Here is an 18,292-nt window from a genome sequence, read left to right as displayed (position 1 = left end):
GGCGGGTCCGCGCTTAACCGCCGGCCAGACGGCCCGGCTACCAGGTCACAGTTTGGCCGCTGCTTCGCCTACCGGCTGTCGGCGGTCCGATGGCCTGCCAACCCCTTCACATTGCGGGGGGGGGCTTTCTCCTAGACTTTGGCCGCTGATGCAGGCGTCATGCAGTGTACATGCGCCAGATGCTGATAAATGATCTCGGTCCGGCAGGACGCTGGACGTGGATGCATGTGCGAGGGAGCTCGATGAGCTTGCAGAAAAAGCCGCAGATCGTAGAGGCCGTGATGTTCTTCAATGAACGCGGCGTCTGCAAGGAAATGCTCTACCCGGAATTCGAAGCCCTGCTCGATGGCGTGGTCAACCTGCCGGCGTTTGCCGATCAGCAGATGCGGGCAGCCTTCGTGCTGATCAACCCGCGACTGTTGGTCAAGGCGGTGGTGTGCTTCTACATCGACTTTGGTGACCACGGCGAGGCCGACCGTGGCTGGAACATCCCCCTGCGCCATCTGGCCGACCGTACCGGCAGCGGGCCCGACCTGGGGGCCGGGCCGATTCGCCTGGCCTGTCGCAGCCAGTGCCCGGTGTCCTGGCACCAGATGCACCTGTGGGATCCCGGTCTGTCACCGACGCAGAACGATCTGCTGCTGATCCGCGACGCCGCTAAGCGCAACAATCTCGGCGTGCTGGTCGAGGACGATTCGGCGGCCGCGGTGGAGCCGGAAAAGCTGCACATGGCGCCGGAGCACAAGTGGTTCGTCCCTGACGCGGAGGAACAGGCGCGCGCCCTCGAGGCTGCCCGCAAGGCCGAGCAGCTCGAGCGCGAGCAGCGTCTCAAGGCGGCCCAGCTGCTGCGTCAGCAGCGCCTGCGTATCGTCAGCCTGTCCCAGCAGCACGAGGAGGAGCGCGCCCGGCTGCGCCTGCAGGCGGAGCAGCGCGAGCAGGCCCTGCAGCAGCGCCTGCTCGAGCTCAGGCAGGCGCTGGGCGAGCAGGCTCAGCGCAACGAGGCGCTCAAGGAGCGCCTGACTGCCCAGGCCGCCAGCTTCCAGCAGGTGCGGCAGGACATGGAGCGCCAGCTCACCACGCTGGCGCGGAGCGGGCGCAGCGATCTCGAGACGCTGCGAGCCCAGTTCGAGCAGGAAGCCGCGGCGCGCATCGGTGCGGCGGTGCTCGAGTATCAGGAGCGCCTGGCGCGCCAGGATGCCCGACTGGCCGCCCAGGCCGCGGAGTCGGCGCGTCTGCGCAGCGAGCTGGCGCGCCTCACCGAGGAGCGCGACCGTCTGGCCGGCGAGGGCGGCGAGCAGACGCTGGAGCGCCTGGCTGCGCTGGGCGTGGTGTTCGTCGCCTACCACCCGGGCGCCGGCCACCTGACCCTGCCGCTGCAGGACCTGGCCGCCTATCAGGGCAACCCCCTGGCCTATGTCGCCGCCAAGTGCTTCGTCAGCGAGGCGCAGTACCGCCAGTGGCTCGAGCACTACCAGCAGCCGGCCTGCACTGCCGAGCTGCCTGGGGGCAGTCGTTGCGGCATGCCGATCGACCGCGTCGAGACGCCCAGTCGGTTCGTCACCGGCGAGTCGGACTGCTGTGCCCGTCATGGCGTGAGGGTTCGCTCGCGCACCCATGGCGACTGATGGCGCATCGTGACTGGCCGCCACGGCCCTCCCTGCAGGCGGTGCGCTGCAGCTGGCTGGCGCGCGCCGGCGTGGAGCTGGCGCTGCTGCGCCTTGACCGGATCGATCCGCTGATCAGCGGCAACAAGTGGTACAAGCTCGCCCCGCACCTCGCCGAGGCCCGCCGCCTGGGCGCGCCGGGGCTGATCAGCCTCGGTGGCGCCCACTCCAACCACCTGCATGCCCTGGCGGCCGCCGGGGCGCGTTTCGGCTTCGCCACCGTCGGCCTGCTGCGCGGGCATGCCCAGGACACCCCGACCGTCCGTGACCTGCAGGGCTTCGGCATGCAACTGCACTGGCTGGGCTATGGCGGTTACCGCGAACGCCATAGCCCGGGGTTCTGGGAGCCCTGGCGGGAGCGCTATCCTGCTTTCCTGGCGGTGGCCGAGGGCGGCCTGAGCCTGGCCGCGGCGCAGTCCTGCGCCGGCCTGGTGGAGATGATCGCCGATGGCCTGGCCGCGCTGGGCTGGGACGACTACCACGAGCTGTGGGCCGCCGCCGGCAGCGGGACAACCCTGGCCGGGCTGGTGCTGGGGGAGACGGGGCGCCACCCACTGGTCGGTTGTCTGGCGTTGCCGGCCGACCATGGTGTTCCCGAAGCGGTGGCGCGCCTGCTGGGCGAGGCCGGCCGAGCGGTGGGGCAGGGCTACCGGCTGGTGGATGCCAGCCGCGGTGGTTTCGCTCGCCTCGATGGCGAACTGGCGCGCTTCATCCTGGCGTTCGAGGCCGAGACCGGCGTGCCGCTCGAGCCGCTGTACACCGGCAAGCTGCTGCTGGCGCTGCAGGAGGCGGTTGCGCAGGGCGCGATCGCCCGCGGCAGCCGCGTCGTCGCCGTGCACAGCGGCGGCCTGCAGGGGCGCCGGGCCGTGGACGCCCGCCTGCGCGAGCTGGCCGCTCAGCCCTGAGCGTTGCTGCCGGCCGCCTGCGGCCAGTGGTCGTCCACCAGGAAGATCCGTGCCTGCTCCTGCCAGCGCCCGCCATCGGCGGGCTGCAGCCGGACCAACATGCGCGGCGCGGCGTCGGCCGGCAGCTCGGCCAGCCAGGCGCTCAGGCGCGTCTCGTCCCAGCATTCGTCCGCCGTGCACTCCGCCGGCGCCAGCCAGGCCATGCGCGGCAGCGGCTGCCAGCCGCCCGGGTGCGCTGACTGCCAGGCCGGCCAGTCATGCCGCCGTACCCAGCGTCCCCGCAGGTGCTGCGCCGCGGCGCCGCGCGGCGGATTGCACGGCGTGCGCCAGGGATAGAACAGGTAGCCGCCCAGCCAGGGGCTGGCCTGCACCGGCTTGCGGCTCAGCGCCTGCAGCTGCGCCCGGGCCGCCGGCAGCTCGCTCAGGCACAGCTGGTGCTGGCGCAGGTGCTCCAGCTTGAGGTCGAGGCGATCGAGGCGCCCCGGGCCGAGCCAGGCAGCGGCGTCGCCGCCATCCGCCTGGGCCGGGCCGAGGTAGAACTTCACCGCCAGCTCGATGTGCTGCAGGCCCTCGTCATCGTCCAGCAGCAGGTCCAGCTCGCCGAGGGTGTGGCCGCGTTCGCGGATCACCAGGTTGGCCGCCAGCAGGCGGATGCCCGGCGCCTGGTCGAGCGCGTACTGCCAGAGCTGCTCGTAGTAGCGGCCCAGACGGTTGCCGCGCGCCGCCGTCAGTTGCGCGAGCAGGGCCTGCGGCTGGCGGTCGAGCGCGCGCAGCCACAGCTCGAGCACGTGGGGATGCGCCGCCCAGCCGCTGGCGCTCAGCGGGTGGCGCGGGCGAAAGCCGTCCACCGCGTCGAGCAGCGGAGGGCTGAGCAGGGTCCAGGCCAGGTCGCGCACGGCCGGCTGGCGCAGCTCGGGGAGCAGGGGCAGAAGATCGGCGAACGGGCTCATGCCGGCGAGCATAGCCGCTGGCGCTCGGGCCTGTCGCGGTTTGCCCGGCGCCCGGCGCATCCCCCATAATCGGGCCTTCCGCAGACAGCAGCCGGCAGGATCTCATGGAGCAGTTCCGCAACATCGGCATCATCGGGCGCCTGGGCAGCTCGCAGGTGCTCGACACCATTCGTCGCCTGAAACGTTTCCTCGGCGAGCGCAACCTGCACGTGATCCTCGAGGAGAGCATCGCCGAGATGCTGCCCGGCCATGGCATGCAGACCTGCACGCGCAAGCTGATGGGCGAGATCTGCGACCTGGTCATCGTGGTCGGCGGCGACGGCAGCCTGCTCGGCGCCGCCCGCGCCATGGCCCGTCACGGCACCCCGGTGCTGGGCATCAACCGCGGCAGCCTGGGCTTTCTCACCGACATCCGTCCCGACGAGCTCGAGGTCCGGGTCAGCGAGGTGCTCGCCGGGCGCTACCTGCTGGAGAGCCGCTTCCTGCTCGAGGCCCACGTGCGCCGCGGCCTGGAGTCGATCGGCCAGAGCGACGCGCTCAACGACGTGGTGCTGCACCCCGGCAAGTCGACGCGGATGATCGAGTTCGAGATGTACATCGACGGCCAGTTCGTCTGCAGCCAGAAGGCCGACGGCCTGATCGTCTCCACCCCCACCGGCTCCACCGCCTACGCGCTGTCGGCTGGCGGCCCGATCATGCACCCCAAGCTGGACGCCATCGTCATCGTGCCGATGTACCCGCACACCCTGTCCAGCCGGCCGATCGTGGTCGACGGCAACAGCGAGCTGAAGGTGGTGATCGCCTCGGACATGCAGATCTACCCGCTGGTGTCCTGTGACGGCCAGAACCACTTCACCTGCGCCCCCGGCGACACCCTGACCATCCGCAAGAAGGCGCAGAAGCTGCAGCTGATCCATCCGCTGGAGCACAACTACTACGAGGTCTGCCGGACCAAGCTGGGCTGGGGCAGCCGGCTCGGAGGGCATGACTAGTGCTGCTCGACCCGGCGCGCAGCTACGACCTGATCGGTGACGTGCATGGCTGCGCGCGAGCCCTCGAACGCCTGCTGGCCGGCCTCGGCTACCGCCGCCAGGGCGGCGTCTGGCGCCACCCGCAGCGCATGGTGCTGTTCCTCGGCGACATCCTCGACCGCGGCCCGCACATCCGCGAGGCCATGCACCTGGTGCACGACATGGTGGCCGCCGGCCAGGCCCTGTGCCTGCTCGGCAACCACGAGTGGTACGCGCTCGGCTGGACCACCCCGGCGCTGCCCGGCAGCGGGCGGACCTTCGCCCGCGAGCACGTCCCGCGCCACGAGCGGCTCATCCGCGAGACCCTGGCGCAGTTCGAGGACTATCCGGGCGACTGGCACGACTTTCTCGCCTGGATGTACGAGCTGCCGATGTTCCTCGACGCCGGGCGCTTCCGCCTGGTGCACGCCTGCTGGGATGCCGGGCTGATCGCGCGCCTACGCGAGCGCTTCCCGGACGGGCGCATCGACCGCGCCTTCATCCAGGAGGGCGGCGATCCGCACAGCTTCGCCGCCCACTGCTTCCAGCGCCTGCTGCGCGGCATCGACATGCCGCTGCCCCAGGGCCTGACCCTGACCAGCAGCGACGGCTTCACCCGTTCGGTGTTCCGCACCAAGTTCTGGGAGGAGGATCCGCAGACCTACGGCGACATCGTGTTCCAGCCCGACGCGCTGCCCGACGAGGTGGCCAACCTGCCGCTGACCAACGCGCAGAAGGCCGCGCTGCTGCGCTACGGCGAGGACGAGCCGATGCTGTTCGTTGGCCACTACTGGTGCAACGGCACCCCGGCGCCGCTGCGCCCCAACCTGGCCTGCCTCGACTACAGCGCGGTGCGCCGCGGCAAGCTGGTGGCCTACCGCCTCGACCAGGAAACCCGCCTCGACCCCAACAAGTTCTTCTGGGTCGAGGTCAAGCGCCTGGAGGCCGACACATGAGCCCGGTGGCGGCCCTGCGCCGACCGCTGGGCGACGACCTGGCGGCCTTCGTCACCCTGCTGCAGCGCCTCGGCGTGCCGCACCGGGTCAGCGAGGAGTCCGGCGAGCAGGTGCTCTGGGTGCCGGACGAGACGCTGGCCGAGCAGGTGCGCGAACTCTATGCCCGCTATCCCGGCGGCGCGCCCTACGCTGAGGCGCCGGCCGCGCCGCGCCCGGCCGCCACTGGCCAGTGGCTGGCGCGCCTGCGCAGCCTGCCGGTCACCAGCCTGATCCTGCTGCTGACCTTCGGCGTCGCCCTGGCCACCTGGTTCGGCGACAACCTGCGACTGGTCAGCTGGCTGACCTTCAACGACTTCCGCATCGACGGCGACTACGCCTGGTTCCTGCCGCTGGGCGACAGCCTCGCCGCCGGCCAGTGGTGGCGGCTGGTCAGTCCGATGCTGGTGCATTTCGGCGTGCTGCACCTGGCGATGAACAGCCTGTGGCTGTGGGAGCTGGGCCGGCGCGTCGAGTGGCGCCAGGGCAGCCTGCTGCTGCTGGCGCTGGTCCTGCTCTACAGCCTGGTGTCCAACGTCGCGCAGTTCGTGTTCGGCGGCCCGGCCATCTTCGGCGGCCTGTCCGGCGTGCTCTACGGCCTGCTCGGCCACTGCTGGCTGTTCCAGCGCCTGGCGCCCAATCCGCACTACCGCCTGCCGCCCGGCGTGGTCGGCATGATGCTGGTGTGGCTGCTGGTCTGCCTGTCCGGTCTGATCGGCGCCCTCGGCCTCGGCGAGATCGCCAACGCTGCCCACGTCGGTGGCCTGCTGATCGGCTGCGCCACCGGTGTGCTCGGCGGTCTGCTGGCGCGCCGCCGGCGCTGAACGAGATACCCGCAGGGTGGACAACGGCGCCGCCCTGTCCATCGGTGTGCCGCGCAGGACGGTGGAAAGGACCTGCGGTCGTTTTCCACCCTACGGCCATCCGGCCCCGCTAGAATCACTTCTTTTTCCCTGGAGGCTACCCATGACGTCCTTCGCCGAAATGATCGAGAACATCACCCCCGAGATCTACCAGAGCCTCAAGCTCGCCGTGGAGATCGGCAAGTGGCCGGACGGCCGCAAGCTCACCCAGGAGCAGAAGGAGCTCAGCCTGCAGGCGATGATCGCCTGGGAGATCAAGAACCTGCCCGAGGAGGAGCGCACCGGCTACATGGGCCCGCAGGAGTGCAAGTCGAAGTCCTTCGAGGTGCCGAACATCCTGTTCAAGAGTTCGGACACCCTGCACTGATGGCCGAGATCGCACGCGGCGCGCTGACCAAGATGGCAGTGCGCCTGGACGCCCCGGTGCAGTACGCCCTGCGCCTGGACGACCGTGAGCTGCCGCTCAACCCGCTGATCGGCCAGACCCTGCGCCTGGAGTACCTCGGCGCCATCCACTGCAGCCACTGCGGCAGGAAGACCAAGAAGAGCTACGCCCAGGGCTACTGCTACCCGTGCATGACCAGGCTCGCCCAGTGCGACAGCTGCATCATGAGCCCGGAGAAGTGCCACTACGAGGCCGGCACCTGCCGCGAGCCGAGCTGGGGCGAGCAGTTCTGCATGACCGACCACGTGGTCTACCTGGCCAACTCCTCCGGGGTGAAGGTCGGCATCACCCGCGCCACCCAGCTGCCGACCCGCTGGCTCGACCAGGGCGCCAGCCAGGCGCTGCCGATCCTGCGCGTGGCCACCCGCCAGCAGTCCGGGCTGGTCGAGGACCTGTTGCGCAGCCAGGTCGCCGACCGCACCAACTGGCGCGCGCTGCTCAAGGGCGACGCCGAGCCGGTCGACCTGCCGGCGGTGCGCGAGCAGCTGTTCGATACCTGCCGGGAAGGCCTCGAGGCCCTGCAGCAGCGCTTCGGCCTGCAGGCGATCCAGCCGCTGGCGGAGGCCTCCGTGGTCGAGATGCGCTATCCGGTCGCGGCCTACCCGGCGAAGATCGCCAGCTTCGATCTGGACAAGAACCCGGTGGTCGAGGGCACACTGCAGGGCATCAAGGGCCAGTACCTGATCTTCGATACCGGCGTGATCAACATTCGCAAGTACACGGCCTACCAGCTGGCCGTGCAGCAACCCTAAGGAAGCCAGCCATGCGCAGCGAACAACCGAAGACCGTCTACCTCAAGGACTACAAGGCTCCCGACTACCTGATCGACGAGACCCACCTGACCTTCGAGCTGTTCGAGGACCACACCCTGGTCCATGCGCAACTGGTCATGCGCCGCAACCCGGCCGCCGGCGAGGGCCTGCCGAAGCTGGTGCTGGACGGCCAGCAGCTCGAGCTGCTGTCGCTGGCCATGGACGACGTGCCGCTGGCCAAGGGCGACTACCACCTGAGCGACAGCCACCTGACCCTGCAGCCGACCCAGGCGCAGTTCGTCATCGACAGCAGCGTGCGCATCCACCCGGAAAGCAACACCGCGCTGGAAGGGCTGTACAAGTCGAGCGGCATGTTCTGCACCCAGTGCGAGGCCGAGGGCTTCCGCAAGATCACCTTCTACCTCGACCGCCCGGACGTGATGAGCAAATTCACCACCACGCTCAGCGCCGACAAGCAGGCCTATCCGATCCTGCTGTCCAACGGCAACCCGATCGCCAGCGGCCAGGAAGAGGACGGCCGCCACTGGGCCACCTGGCAGGACCCGTTCAAGAAGCCCGCCTACCTGTTCGCCCTGGTGGCGGGCGACCTGTGGTGCATCGAGGACAGCTTCCGGACCCTGAGCGGCCGTGACGTCGCCCTGCGCATCTACGTCGAGCCGGAGAACATCGGCAAGCTGCAGCACGCCATGGACAGCCTCAAGCGCTCGATGAAGTGGGACGAGGAGGTGTACGGCCGCGAGTACGACCTGGACATCTTCATGATCGTCGCGGTCAACGACTTCAACATGGGCGCCATGGAGAACAAGGGCCTCAACATCTTCAACTCCAGCTGCGTGCTGGCCCACCCGGAAACCGCCACCGACGCCGCCCACCAGCGCGTCGAGGCGGTGGTCGCCCACGAGTACTTCCACAACTGGTCGGGCAACCGCGTCACCTGCCGCGACTGGTTCCAGCTGTCGCTGAAGGAAGGCTTCACCGTGTTCCGCGACGCCGAGTTCTCGGCCGACATGAACTCGCGCACGGTCAAGCGCATCGAGGACGTCGCCTTCCTGCGCACCCAGCAGTTCGCCGAGGACGCCGGCCCCATGGCCCACCCGGTGCGCCCGGACGCCTACATGGAGATCTCCAACTTCTACACCCTGACCATCTACGAGAAGGGCGCGGAAGTGCTGCGCATGATCCACACCCTGCTCGGTGCCGAGGCTTTCCGCAAGGGCAGCGACCTGTACTTCGAACGCCACGACGGCCAGGCGGTGACCTGCGACGACTTCGTCAAGGCCATGGAGGACGCCAGTGGCCAGGATCTCGGCCAGTTCAAGCGCTGGTACACCCAGTCCGGCACCCCGCGCCTGAGCGTGGAGGACTGCTACGACGCCCACGCCAAGACCTACACCCTGACCTTCCGCCAGAGCTGCCCGGCCACCCCCGGCCAGGAGCACAAGCAGCCCTTCGTCATCCCGGTGGCCATGGGCCTGCTGGACGCCCACGGCCACGAGCTGGCGCTGCGCCTCTCCGGCGAGGCCGAGGCGAGCGGCAGCTCGCGCGTGCTGGCGGTGACCGCGGCCGAGCAGAGCTTCACCTTCGTCGACGTGCCGACCCAGCCGCTGCCGTCGCTGCTGCGCGGCTTCAGCGCGCCGGTGAAGCTGCACTACCCCTACGGCCGCGACCAGCTGATGTTCCTCATGCAGCACGACTCCGACGGCTTCAACCGCTGGGAGGCCGGCCAGCAGCTCGCCGTGCAGGTGCTGCAGGAGCTGGTCGGCCAGCAGCAGCGCAGCGAGCCCCTGCACCTCGACGCCCGCCTGATCGAGGCGCTGCGCACGGTGCTGGCCGACCAGTCGCTGGATGCGGCGATGGTCGCCGAGATGCTCGCCCTGCCGGCCGAGGCCTATCTGGCCGAGCTCAGCGAGGTGGCCGACGTCGACGCCATCCACATCGCCCGCGAGTTCGCCCGCAAGGCAATCTCCCGCGAGCTGTTCGACCTGCTGTGGAGCCGCTACCAGGCCTGCCGCGAAGCCTCGCGCAGCACCGCCTACGCCGCCGACGCGGCGCAGATCGCCCGGCGCAGCCTGCAGAACATCGCCCTGTCCTACCTGATGCTGGCCGAGGACGACGAGGTGGTCGACGCCTGCGAGGAGCAGTTCGAACACGCCGACAACATGACCGAGCGCCTCGCCGCGCTGGCCGTGCTGGTCAACTCGCCGTTCGACGCCGAGAAGGCCCAGGCGCTGGCCAAGTTCGCCGACTACTTCAAGGACGACGCCCTGGTCATGGACCAGTGGTTCGCCGTGCAGGCGGCCAGCCCGCTGCCCGGCGGCCTCGAGCGCGTGCAGGCGCTGATGCACCACCACACCTTCACCCTGAAGAATCCCAACAAGGTGCGCGCGCTGATCGGCGCCTTCGCCAACCAGAACCACGTCAACTTCCACCGCGCCGACGGCGCCGGCTACCGCTTCCTGGCCGACCAGGTGATCGCGCTGAACGCCCTCAACCCGCAGATCGCCTCCCGCCAGCTGACCCCGCTGACCCGCTGGCGCAAGTTCGACCCCGCCCGCCAGGCGCTGATGCGCGGCGAGCTGGAGCGCATCCTCGCCAGCGGCGAGCTGTCCAGCGACGTCTACGAGGTAGTGAGCAAGAGCCTGGCGTAAGCCGGCTTGCGCGGTGCCGTGCCGTCTGGGCACGGTGCCGCTGCTTCATCCGCGATCTGGCGCAGCCAGCCGCGATCCCGCAGACCTTCCGCCCCCTGCCTGCTCAGGCCGGGCGCCCACCAGGCCGCGCAGCACTGCCGATCAATACGAGTTGTGCGCTGCCGCACGCCGCGCCGGCTGTCAGTCGCCCTGCGCTGATTGCACAATGACGTCCTCTCCATCTGCAGCCTCAGGCAGGGACGCATGTGCGGGCCGCAATACCAGACTCCCCTCGGCGCCCTGAGCGCCAGCACGCTCCCTGCCGCTTTGCCGCCGCTTGCCTGCTTCGCGCCCTGTCGGGCCGCTACGCGCCGGCTCGGCTGTATTGCACCGTCAATGAACCTCCGACAAGGACAGCAGGAACCCACGCATGCGCAAGGACATCTTCGACGACTTCGACACCAGCCACTGGCATCCCAAGGACAAGGCCTGGATGGCCGAGCGCGAGCAACAGTGGCGGGAGGTAGAGAAGCTTCTCTACGGACTCAACAAGAGCAAGAAAGCTGTGGGCATCTGCAAGCGCTACTTCTTCAAGGGTACCCTTCCGGACTGGAAGAAGCTGCAGGATTGGGATGCACATGAACGCCACCTGGACCTGATGCTGTTCCTCTATCTGCACCCCAGCCGTGACGAGACGGTCCTGCGTCCGCTGTGCGAGGGTTACCTGCGCTCCCGCCGCGTCAGCAGGGCCGATATCTTGCATGGCTTCTATTCCTTGCGGAGTGTCAGCGAGATCCGCAGTTGCAGTGGAGGAGGGGTGCTGTGCTACCTTGATGACGTAGAAAAGGACCTGCCCCACCTCGCCGGGGAGCTGGAACTGCTCACCTGGGGCGAAAAGCCACCTTATCAGTATCGCCGACGCCTGATCTTGCATACCCAAGGCAGCAACGAGTGGCTGTTTCGTCTGATGTGCCCTGATCCCGAGAAAAATCGCCTGTTTGAACTCGCTGGTCAGCAGAGCCACATGCTGTATCTGCAGTATCGCTATCAGGAAATCCAGACCTGGGGCGGCTGGTTGAGACTGACTCCCCCCTTAAGTGCCGGCGCGGCGGATATGTTATTCCAGTATGACCTGCCGCTGGAAACCTGGTACCTGCAATGCACCCGCAATCCCAACAGTTACCGGCAGATGCTCGAGGAACGGAGTGCAGAGAATGTTCTGATTGGTCTGTACCGTATTCACCACTTCGACCTTGCTGCCGAAGGTGATAGCCCACGGACCCGCTTCGTGCAAAAGTTCACTGCCATGCTGGAGCAACGCGAGTTCCCCGCCGAGTTCAAGGCCCTGTGGGAGGAGGTGAAGCGCGGCGAGGTCGAGGTGGAGGATGCCTGGGGGCTGGACTGCCGTGTGCTGGCCTCGAAGGCGCTGGGCATCCAGCGCAAGGAGTCCTAAGTGGGCTACCACGTACGCAGTGGCGCTTCGCTGATCCGCATCCGGGCAGAGCGGATCATGGCGGTTCTCGCTGCTCTCGACTTCGAGCCGGACGAGGATTTCAGCGCCGGGGACAACCTGAGCGACTGCCTGTCCGACCTCGACTGGGTTTGCGTGGGCCACGAAGACGGCGTCCTCGCCTTCAGCCACGAGAACAGCGATTACCATGACCAAGGCATGGACTGGGAGGCGCTGATCGCCATGGCCCCGTTTCTCGAGGAGGGCAGTTTCTACGAGGAGGGAGCGGGCGACTACGTGGAAGACCTCGACGGCAACAGTTGCCCCGGCGTGCTGCAGGCGCGGGTGGAAGGCGGCGCGCTCCGCTGCCGGCTGTATGCACTGGTCACGGATGCCGAAGGTCAGCGCAGCCGCCAGCTGATAGAGGAAATCGATCCGCAACTGTTCTAGCGAATACAGCAGTCCGCTGTTGCAGCGGTAGTTAAAGCCTGGCGCTCAATGGGGCAAATCAAACATGCAAGGGAATGACAGTCGATGATTCTGGATATCACCCATGATCCGCAATGGCTCGCCCAGCGAGAGCTACTGTGGCAAGCGATTAAGCGAGAGACCGCCGAGGGTCTGACCAAAAAGGAACTGGAGGACATCCGCACCTTCTTCTTCACCGGGATCCCGCGCAAGAACAGCTGGTTGCCGCCGTCGCGGATGCTGGACTTCTTTCCGGTATTCACCGTGGAGGGCATCGCCTGGTGTCTGCGGACCTAGGGTGCCTTGGCGCAGAGCGACAAACCGTCTGCCGATTCGGACTATTGGATGGTCCAAAGTTTATTTTGTAATACTTTGTCCAGTGTACCTGGCTTGTCCCGCGAGGAACGCTTGCACCTGTTCCACCATGTGTTCGGCGAGACCTATGACCCGTCGCGACGGTTTCCCTTTCTGATCGGCGAGGAAACTGAGCACCGATCGTTCGAGCTGCATGCGAATACTTTGTTCTGTAGCTCAATGTATTTCAGTTACATATGGCTGTATCGGGAGTACAACGAAGAGCCGCTGTGGTCCGCTTTGCTGGACTTCTTCTTTTCGCTGGTGCCCCATGTGGATGTGCGGATTTTCGACCAGAAGATGGAGGAGAATGGACTGGTTCGTCTGGAAAGGGGCGAAACTTTGGAACTTACCCAGTCCCGCCTGCGGGACATCATGACCTGGTGCTTCGACTACCCCGACCCGACCAAGGGTGCGCCCGAAGGCGAGTCGCGCCGTCGTTACCTGGCCGAGTTCCGCAGGCGGATGGACAGCCTGGAGAGTTATCCCGGCGAACTGGGGCAGGTGTGGAATGCTATCAAACAGGAGTACCGCTGATATGGAAGACGAACTCGAGCTGTCCTTCACTCCCGCTGTCGAGCAACGGCCGCTATGGCGGCAGATTCTCGCAGGGCTCTGCGAGGGCGAGGCGGGTGCACTGTTCCAGGAGCGCATGGAAGCCTTCGGTCCGGCCGTCGAGGCGAAGCTCGAAGCCATGCTGGAGGTCTGGCCGGTCGAATATTTCGAAGGGCAATACTGGGAAGAGGATGGCGAGCGCTTCTGTATCGGCTTGCTCCCCGGATCAGACGGCGACGAATTCGCCAGGGATCTCGAGGCCTTGTTCGCGCTCTGCCTCGTGAGGGATGTGCGGGTCGAGGCGCGGTACGACGGGGAAGGCGACGAGTAGCCGTGGGGTAACCACCGCTATGAGCTACCGCTGAACTCACCCGCCAGGCGTTGCCCCGGTCATGACGGACTGGCCGGGCCGCCGCGTTGGCGCCGGCACAAACCTGCCGTTGCCGTGCATTTTTCGGCGGATAACCGCGAATTGTGCAGGGTCGCACAATTCGACGCCTGCCAATCGCCCGGCGGTAATTGCAAAATGCTGCCTCTCCAACCAGAGCCTCAGGCAGGGACGCATGCACGGGTCGCAACTCCAGAACCCTCCGGGTGCGCTCCGCGCCTGCCTTTCCATCGTTCCCCCCATCTCTCGTTCGCGGCAGGCCAGGCAATGCCGGGCATCCGCTCATTCTCTTTCTGCCCATCGCCGCCCGCTTGACGTGCTGTCAGGTGGCGACGACGGCGACCTGACAACTTCGGAACTGCAGCCAGATTGCCGCCACAGGACAATCCGTCATCGATTCCCGATGAGGAGAGTGGCATGGAAAAATATCTGAGCACCGTGGAAATGGTCGGCTACTGCGCCGCCCATGCCGTATACAGCGTTTGTGACGGTGAGGTGCTGATACCCATCGTCGGTACCCTGCGTGACGACGGCCAGACGCAGCTGACGCGCCTGGTCGGCGGCTCCATCGAGACCACGGCCGGCGGGGCGAGGAAACTCAGCGAACTCGGCGCGGACATGCTCGGCGCGTGCTTCATCAGGGATGCCGTCATGACCAGCGCGACCGGCAAGACCGACTGCCTGCTCATCGACGTGCGCTTCAGTGCCGATCGCGAGCGCGAGATGCAGTTCGTCCTGCCGTACCGCAATGCCGGGCATGCCGATGGCTTCGGGGTCAACCGGCCGGAGTTGACCAATGGTGCCGAGGGACTGGATACCGGCACCCGGCAGGCCATAGGCCAGGCCTTCTTCAAGGGCATGCGCTCCCACTCGGAGGGTTTTGCCACCTGGGAGGCGCACTACCTCGACGAGGTCTGCAACAACGCTGCCTCCAGCGGCGAGGAAAACACCGGGTTCAGTGTGGACGAGCTGCGCACCCTGCAGCGCGCACCTTTTCTGGTGTTCTTCATCGTCGCTGCCGCCGACGGCAAGGTGGATCGCAAGGAAGTAGCCGGTCTGCTCCGTTTGCTGACGGACGCCGAGCACTACGGCAGCCCGCTATTGATCCGTATCGTCACCAACATCATCGACAAGCTGGACGTCATGGCCGCCAGCCTGGGCGAGCAAGGGCTCAACTTCGCCCTCGAGCTGGTGATGGTCGCGAGCATCGTCGACGAGCGCATGCCCGCCGCCGAGGCACAAGCCTTCAAGCGCGCGCTGCTGACCGTCGCCGAGGACATCGCCAAGGCTTCGGGCGGCCTGTTCGGCTTCGGTAGCCGGATCAGCAAGGCCGAGCGCACCGCGCTGACGCAGATTGCCCTCTGTCTGGGGATCGGCGAAGCCCACTGATGTCGATCCCGCCCGGAAGTTTCGCCATGCCCGAGAACATCCAACCCCGGCCCTGCTGTGAGCCTGTCTGCCGATGACCAACGAAGCCTTTGCCACCCTGCTGACGCTGTACATGCGGCGCATCCGCGCCAGCGCCGCCGGGGTGGCGGCCGAGATCGGCCTGAGCCGCGAGGCCGTCAACAACTGGCGCAACGGCACCTCGCTGCCCAGCCCGAAGACGCGCGATCGCCTGCAGGCCTGCGCGCGCTACCTGCGCCTCACCGAGGCGGAGACCAACCGACTGTTCGTCACCGCCGGCTTCGAGCCGGAGTTCCCGCTGCAGAGCGGGGCAGGGAGCGAGGTGCCCTTCGCCACCTTCATCGACGGCCTGTTCGCCCGCCTCGGCCAGGCGGTGCCCTATCCCATCGCCCTGCTGCTGTCCCAAGCCCACTGGGGGCAGCCGCCGTTTCGCCAGGAACTGCTGGCGCGGGCGCGCAGCCTCTACGGCGACGGCGCGGTGCTGCACATCCAGCCGCCCTACAGCGTGAGTACCGCCAGCAACGACTACTTCGCCGCCATCGGCCGGCAATGCGGCTTCGCCGGCGTGGCCTCGGACTACGAGTTCGAGGCGGCGCTGGAGGACCGTCTGATCGGCCACGGCCGGCTGTTCTGCCTGGTCAGCCGCTTCGAGCAGGGCACCCCGGAGCTGCGCGATACCCTGGCCGGCATCCTGCGCAGCCTCAGCGAGATGCACGGCGGCCGCCTGCACCTGCTGCTGTGCGGCGGCGAGGCGCTGGCCGATCTCAAGTACCGCAGCGGCGACCTCTCCCTGCTCAACATCGCCCAAGTCAGCCACTGGCCCGAGCTGACGCTGGACGATCTGGCCACCCTGGCCGGGCTGCGCTGGCCGAATCGCCCCTTCGAAAAGGCCACCCTGGCGCTGCTGCTGGAGCTCTGCGGTGGCCATCCCGCGCTGGCCGAGGAGGGGCTGCAATGGCTGTGCGAGAACGCCGGCCGCGACCAAACTGCCCAGGCGGCCCTGCGCACCCGGCTCGCCGCCAGCGCGCGGCTGTGGCAGACCTTCCTGCCGCTGGCCGCCGACCCGGCGGCGCGCGAACGCCTGCACACGCGCCTGCAGGCCGAAGACCTCGGCCGGGCGCGGCCGTACCTGCCCGATGCCGAGTTGCGCCGGCTGTTCTGGAGCAACCTCGTCTGCGTGCGCGGTGAGGGCGAGGCGGCGCGCCTGCACTGGCGCTGCGAGGTGGTGAGGCAGGCCGGTCTGCAGGTGCTCGAATCATGCTCGAACGACTGAAAACCCGCGCCTGGCGCCGGCCGCTGGTCGTCGCGCTGCTGGCCCTGCTGGTCGGCAGCGCCGTGCTGACGCCGCAGTACAACCCGCTCACCCGCGGCGCCGCGCTGGCGACGGTCGGCACTGGCGCGGTGTGGGGCGAACTGCTCGAATGGCGCCGCGCCATGCTCGAGGCGCGCCAGGCCTACGACGGCTGGCCGCAGGACATCCACGAGTTCGCGCCGCCGCTGTCGCAGGCGTTGCTGCGCGTGCACTCGCCGCAGCCCTGGCGGCTGGTTGCCGAGGTGGCCGAGAATCCCGAGCTGGGCGATCTTGCCGGCACCGAGATCGTCCTCGACTTCGCCGAGCGGGGCGACGGCTGGACCTGCCGCGCCGGCGAGCCGCCGATCCCGGCGCGCTACCTGCCGCCCAGCTGCCGCGCCGCCGGGGACGAGGCGGCCGAAGCCCCGCTGGTCGACGACCTGCGCAGCCTGATCCTGATCTGCCTCGCGCTGTTCGCCGTCGCCGCGCTGTTGTTGCTGGTACGCCATCCGCTGCTCGGCCCCAGCCAGCTGCAGCCCAAGAGCCTGCTGCGCCTGCCGCTGGGGCAGTTGCCCATGCTCGATCGCCTGCTCGGCCTGTTCGGTCGCCGCCGCGCCACCCTGACGGCCGCCGGCATTGTGGCCAGCGACTGGCAACGCGCAATCGCCTGTGCGAGCGCCGCATCTGCCGAGCGGGTGCAAGCCCTGGCATTGGCGCTCGGCGCGCGCTGCCAGCCGAGCGCCGACTGGTCGCTGCCCGGTATGGTGTTCGAGTGGCAGTTCTGCACCGAGCTGCCGGTCAGCCTCGACCGCTGTCTGGTCTACGTGCCCGCGCCCTATCTCGATGCCGCCGCCGTCGTCCAGCACCTGCGCGCCGTGCAGACCGGGCTGGACGTGATGCTGGTGCTCGCCGACCCCGCCGGCGAGCTCGAAGCCGGTGTGCTGCTCGCCCACTGCGCCGATCCGGCCAACCTGCTGGTGGCGCTGGACAGCAGCAGCCAGACGGAGTGGCTGCTCGGCGGCAAGCCCGCCGACGTGCTGCTGCGGCTGCTGTCCAGCCAGTTGCGCGTCACCCGCATCTCGCCCTACCAGACCCGCGGCGGCGTGGTGCGCGCCGGCGCCTTCTTCGGCCGCGCCCAGTTGCTGGCCCGCGTGCTCAACCGCGAGCCGGCCAACTACCTGGTGGTGGGCGGCCGCCAGTTGGGCAAGAGCAGCCTGCTCAAGGCGGTGCAGCGTCGCCTGCAGGGGCATCCGCACATCGCCTGCCACTACGTCTCGCTGCGCGACCACCGTCTGGCGCCGCGGCTGGCCCTGCAGTTCGGGCTCAAGGCCGACACGCCGCTGGACGCGGTCATCGACCATCTGGCGACCCGCCACGCCGGTCGGCGCCTGTTCCTGCTGATCGACGAAGCCGACCTGTTCTTCCGCGACGAATCCCGCCACGGCTACCCGCAGCTCTCTGCCCTGCGCGCGCTGAGCGAGGAGGGCCGCTGCTGGTTCATGCTCGCCGGCTTCTGGGACCTGTACGCCACCGCAGTGCTCGACTACCAGTCGCCGCTGCGCAACTTCGGCGAGGTGCTGAGCATCGGCGGCCTGGAGCCGGAAGCCTGCCGCGAGCTGGCCACGCTGCCGCTGGCCCGTCTGCGCCTGAGTTTCGCCAGCGACGCGCTGGTCGAGCAGGTGGTGAAGGCCAGCGGCCAGCGCGCCAACCTGGTCGCCATCGTCTGCCAGGAATGCCTCGAAGCCCTGCAACCGGGCGAGCGGGTCATCGAGTCCCGCCACCTGGCCCAGGCGCTGGCCTCGCAGGCGGTGCTCGACGCCCTGGCTGGCTGGGGTCGCCTGTGTCACGACGAGGCGGCTTGCCGCCTCGACCGCATCGCCGTGTACCAGGTCGCGCTGCATGGCCAGACCAGTCTGGCCGCGCTGGTGCGCCTGTTCGAGGAGCACGGCCTCGCCGGCTCCGCCGACGCCCTGCAGCGCGTGCTGGCGCGCCTGCAACTGGCCTACGTGCTGCGCCGCGAGGACGGCATCCACCGCTTCGCCATTCCGCTGTTCCTGCGCCAGTTCGAGCCCGACGAGGTGGCGCTGCTGCTGCGCCAGGAACTGGCGGCCGAACGCAGTCAGGCTTGATGAACGATCTCAGTCACAAGG

At 68.2% G+C, this 18,292-nt stretch carries 17 protein-coding genes; 16 read left to right on the top strand and 1 reads right to left on the bottom strand.

All coding sequences use genetic code 11. The annotated features are described in order from the left end of the window. Positions 1 to 242 precede the first annotated feature (242 nt). A complete protein-coding gene (locus SK095_RS09040) occupies positions 243 to 1,625 on the top strand; it encodes a chromosome partitioning protein ParA (protein ID WP_320548648.1) in 1,383 nt (460 codons plus the stop codon). Further along, positions 1,625 to 2,569 carry a 1-aminocyclopropane-1-carboxylate deaminase/D-cysteine desulfhydrase gene (locus tag SK095_RS09035; RefSeq protein WP_320548647.1) on the top strand — a complete coding sequence of 315 codons (945 nt, stop codon included), beginning with the start codon at positions 1,625 to 1,627 and terminating at the stop codon, positions 2,567 to 2,569. The genes SK095_RS09040 and SK095_RS09035 overlap by 1 nt, the downstream gene beginning before the upstream one ends. Here SK095_RS09035 and SK095_RS09030 read toward each other — a convergent pair. After that, a complete protein-coding gene (locus tag SK095_RS09030; protein ID WP_320548646.1) occupies positions 2,560 to 3,519 on the bottom strand; it encodes a DUF1853 family protein in 960 nt (319 codons plus the stop codon). The genes SK095_RS09035 and SK095_RS09030 overlap by 10 nt on opposite strands. A gap of 104 nt (positions 3,520 to 3,623) precedes the next feature. Between SK095_RS09030 and SK095_RS09025 the strand changes: the two genes are divergently transcribed. From SK095_RS09025 to SK095_RS08960, 14 genes are all read left to right on the top strand, one after another. After that, positions 3,624 to 4,511 carry an NAD(+) kinase gene (locus SK095_RS09025; RefSeq protein ID WP_136488742.1) on the top strand — a complete coding sequence of 296 codons (888 nt, stop codon included), beginning with the start codon at positions 3,624 to 3,626 and terminating at the stop codon, positions 4,509 to 4,511. 2 nt (positions 4,512 to 4,513) lie between these two features. Then, positions 4,514 to 5,485: a metallophosphoesterase gene (locus SK095_RS09020; protein WP_320548881.1), complete on the top strand. Its 972-nt coding sequence runs from the start codon at positions 4,514 to 4,516 to the stop codon at positions 5,483 to 5,485. Then, the gene (locus SK095_RS09015) at positions 5,482 to 6,345 is read left to right on the top strand and encodes a rhomboid family intramembrane serine protease (protein WP_320548645.1); all 864 of its coding nucleotides are present in this window, start codon (positions 5,482 to 5,484) and stop codon (positions 6,343 to 6,345) included. Before SK095_RS09020 ends, SK095_RS09015 begins: the two co-directional genes overlap by 4 nt. Before the next feature lie 142 nt (positions 6,346 to 6,487). Further along, the gene (locus tag SK095_RS09010; protein ID WP_090347312.1) at positions 6,488 to 6,751 is read left to right on the top strand and encodes a YeaC family protein; all 264 of its coding nucleotides are present in this window, start codon (positions 6,488 to 6,490) and stop codon (positions 6,749 to 6,751) included. Then, on the top strand, positions 6,751 to 7,581 hold the full coding sequence (locus SK095_RS09005) for a DUF2797 domain-containing protein (protein WP_320548644.1): 831 nt from the start codon (positions 6,751 to 6,753) through the stop codon (positions 7,579 to 7,581). The genes SK095_RS09010 and SK095_RS09005 overlap by 1 nt, the downstream gene beginning before the upstream one ends. Before the next feature lie 11 nt (positions 7,582 to 7,592). Continuing rightward, positions 7,593 to 10,250, top strand: a complete 2,658-nt coding sequence (gene pepN / locus SK095_RS09000) for an aminopeptidase N (protein ID WP_320548643.1) — start codon at positions 7,593 to 7,595, stop codon at positions 10,248 to 10,250. Between the two features lie 409 nt (positions 10,251 to 10,659). After that, entirely contained in the window at positions 10,660 to 11,682 is a 1,023-nt protein-coding gene (locus SK095_RS08995; RefSeq protein WP_320548642.1) for a hypothetical protein, read from the top strand. After that, a complete protein-coding gene (locus SK095_RS08990) occupies positions 11,683 to 12,129 on the top strand; it encodes a hypothetical protein (protein WP_320548641.1) in 447 nt (148 codons plus the stop codon). A gap of 84 nt (positions 12,130 to 12,213) precedes the next feature. Then, positions 12,214 to 12,444, top strand: coding sequence for a hypothetical protein (locus SK095_RS08985; protein ID WP_320548640.1), 231 nt, complete (start codon positions 12,214 to 12,216; stop codon positions 12,442 to 12,444). A gap of 111 nt (positions 12,445 to 12,555) precedes the next feature. After that, positions 12,556 to 13,038 carry a hypothetical protein gene (locus tag SK095_RS08980; RefSeq protein WP_320548639.1) on the top strand — a complete coding sequence of 161 codons (483 nt, stop codon included), beginning with the start codon at positions 12,556 to 12,558 and terminating at the stop codon, positions 13,036 to 13,038. Between the two features lies 1 nt (position 13,039). Next, complete coding sequence (locus SK095_RS08975) at positions 13,040 to 13,387, top strand: hypothetical protein (protein ID WP_320548638.1); 348 nt, start codon at positions 13,040 to 13,042, stop codon at positions 13,385 to 13,387. A 474-nt stretch (positions 13,388 to 13,861) separates the two neighbouring features. Continuing rightward, positions 13,862 to 14,833, top strand: a complete 972-nt coding sequence (locus SK095_RS08970; RefSeq protein WP_320548637.1) for a hypothetical protein — start codon at positions 13,862 to 13,864, stop codon at positions 14,831 to 14,833. A 73-nt stretch (positions 14,834 to 14,906) separates the two neighbouring features. Further along, the gene (locus tag SK095_RS08965) at positions 14,907 to 16,124 is read left to right on the top strand and encodes a helix-turn-helix transcriptional regulator (protein ID WP_320548636.1); all 1,218 of its coding nucleotides are present in this window, start codon (positions 14,907 to 14,909) and stop codon (positions 16,122 to 16,124) included. Further along, positions 16,109 to 18,271, top strand: coding sequence for an AAA family ATPase (locus tag SK095_RS08960; protein ID WP_320548635.1), 2,163 nt, complete (start codon positions 16,109 to 16,111; stop codon positions 18,269 to 18,271). The genes SK095_RS08965 and SK095_RS08960 overlap by 16 nt, the downstream gene beginning before the upstream one ends. Positions 18,272 to 18,292: the final 21 nt, after the last annotated feature.

Origin of the sequence: Pseudomonas sp. AN-1 (assembly GCF_034057115.1) — a bacterium.
Classification (GTDB): Bacteria; Pseudomonadota; Gammaproteobacteria; order Pseudomonadales; family Pseudomonadaceae; genus Geopseudomonas.
Note: the sequence above shows the minus strand (reverse complement) of the source record. Positions and strands in the feature narration are given on the sequence as shown.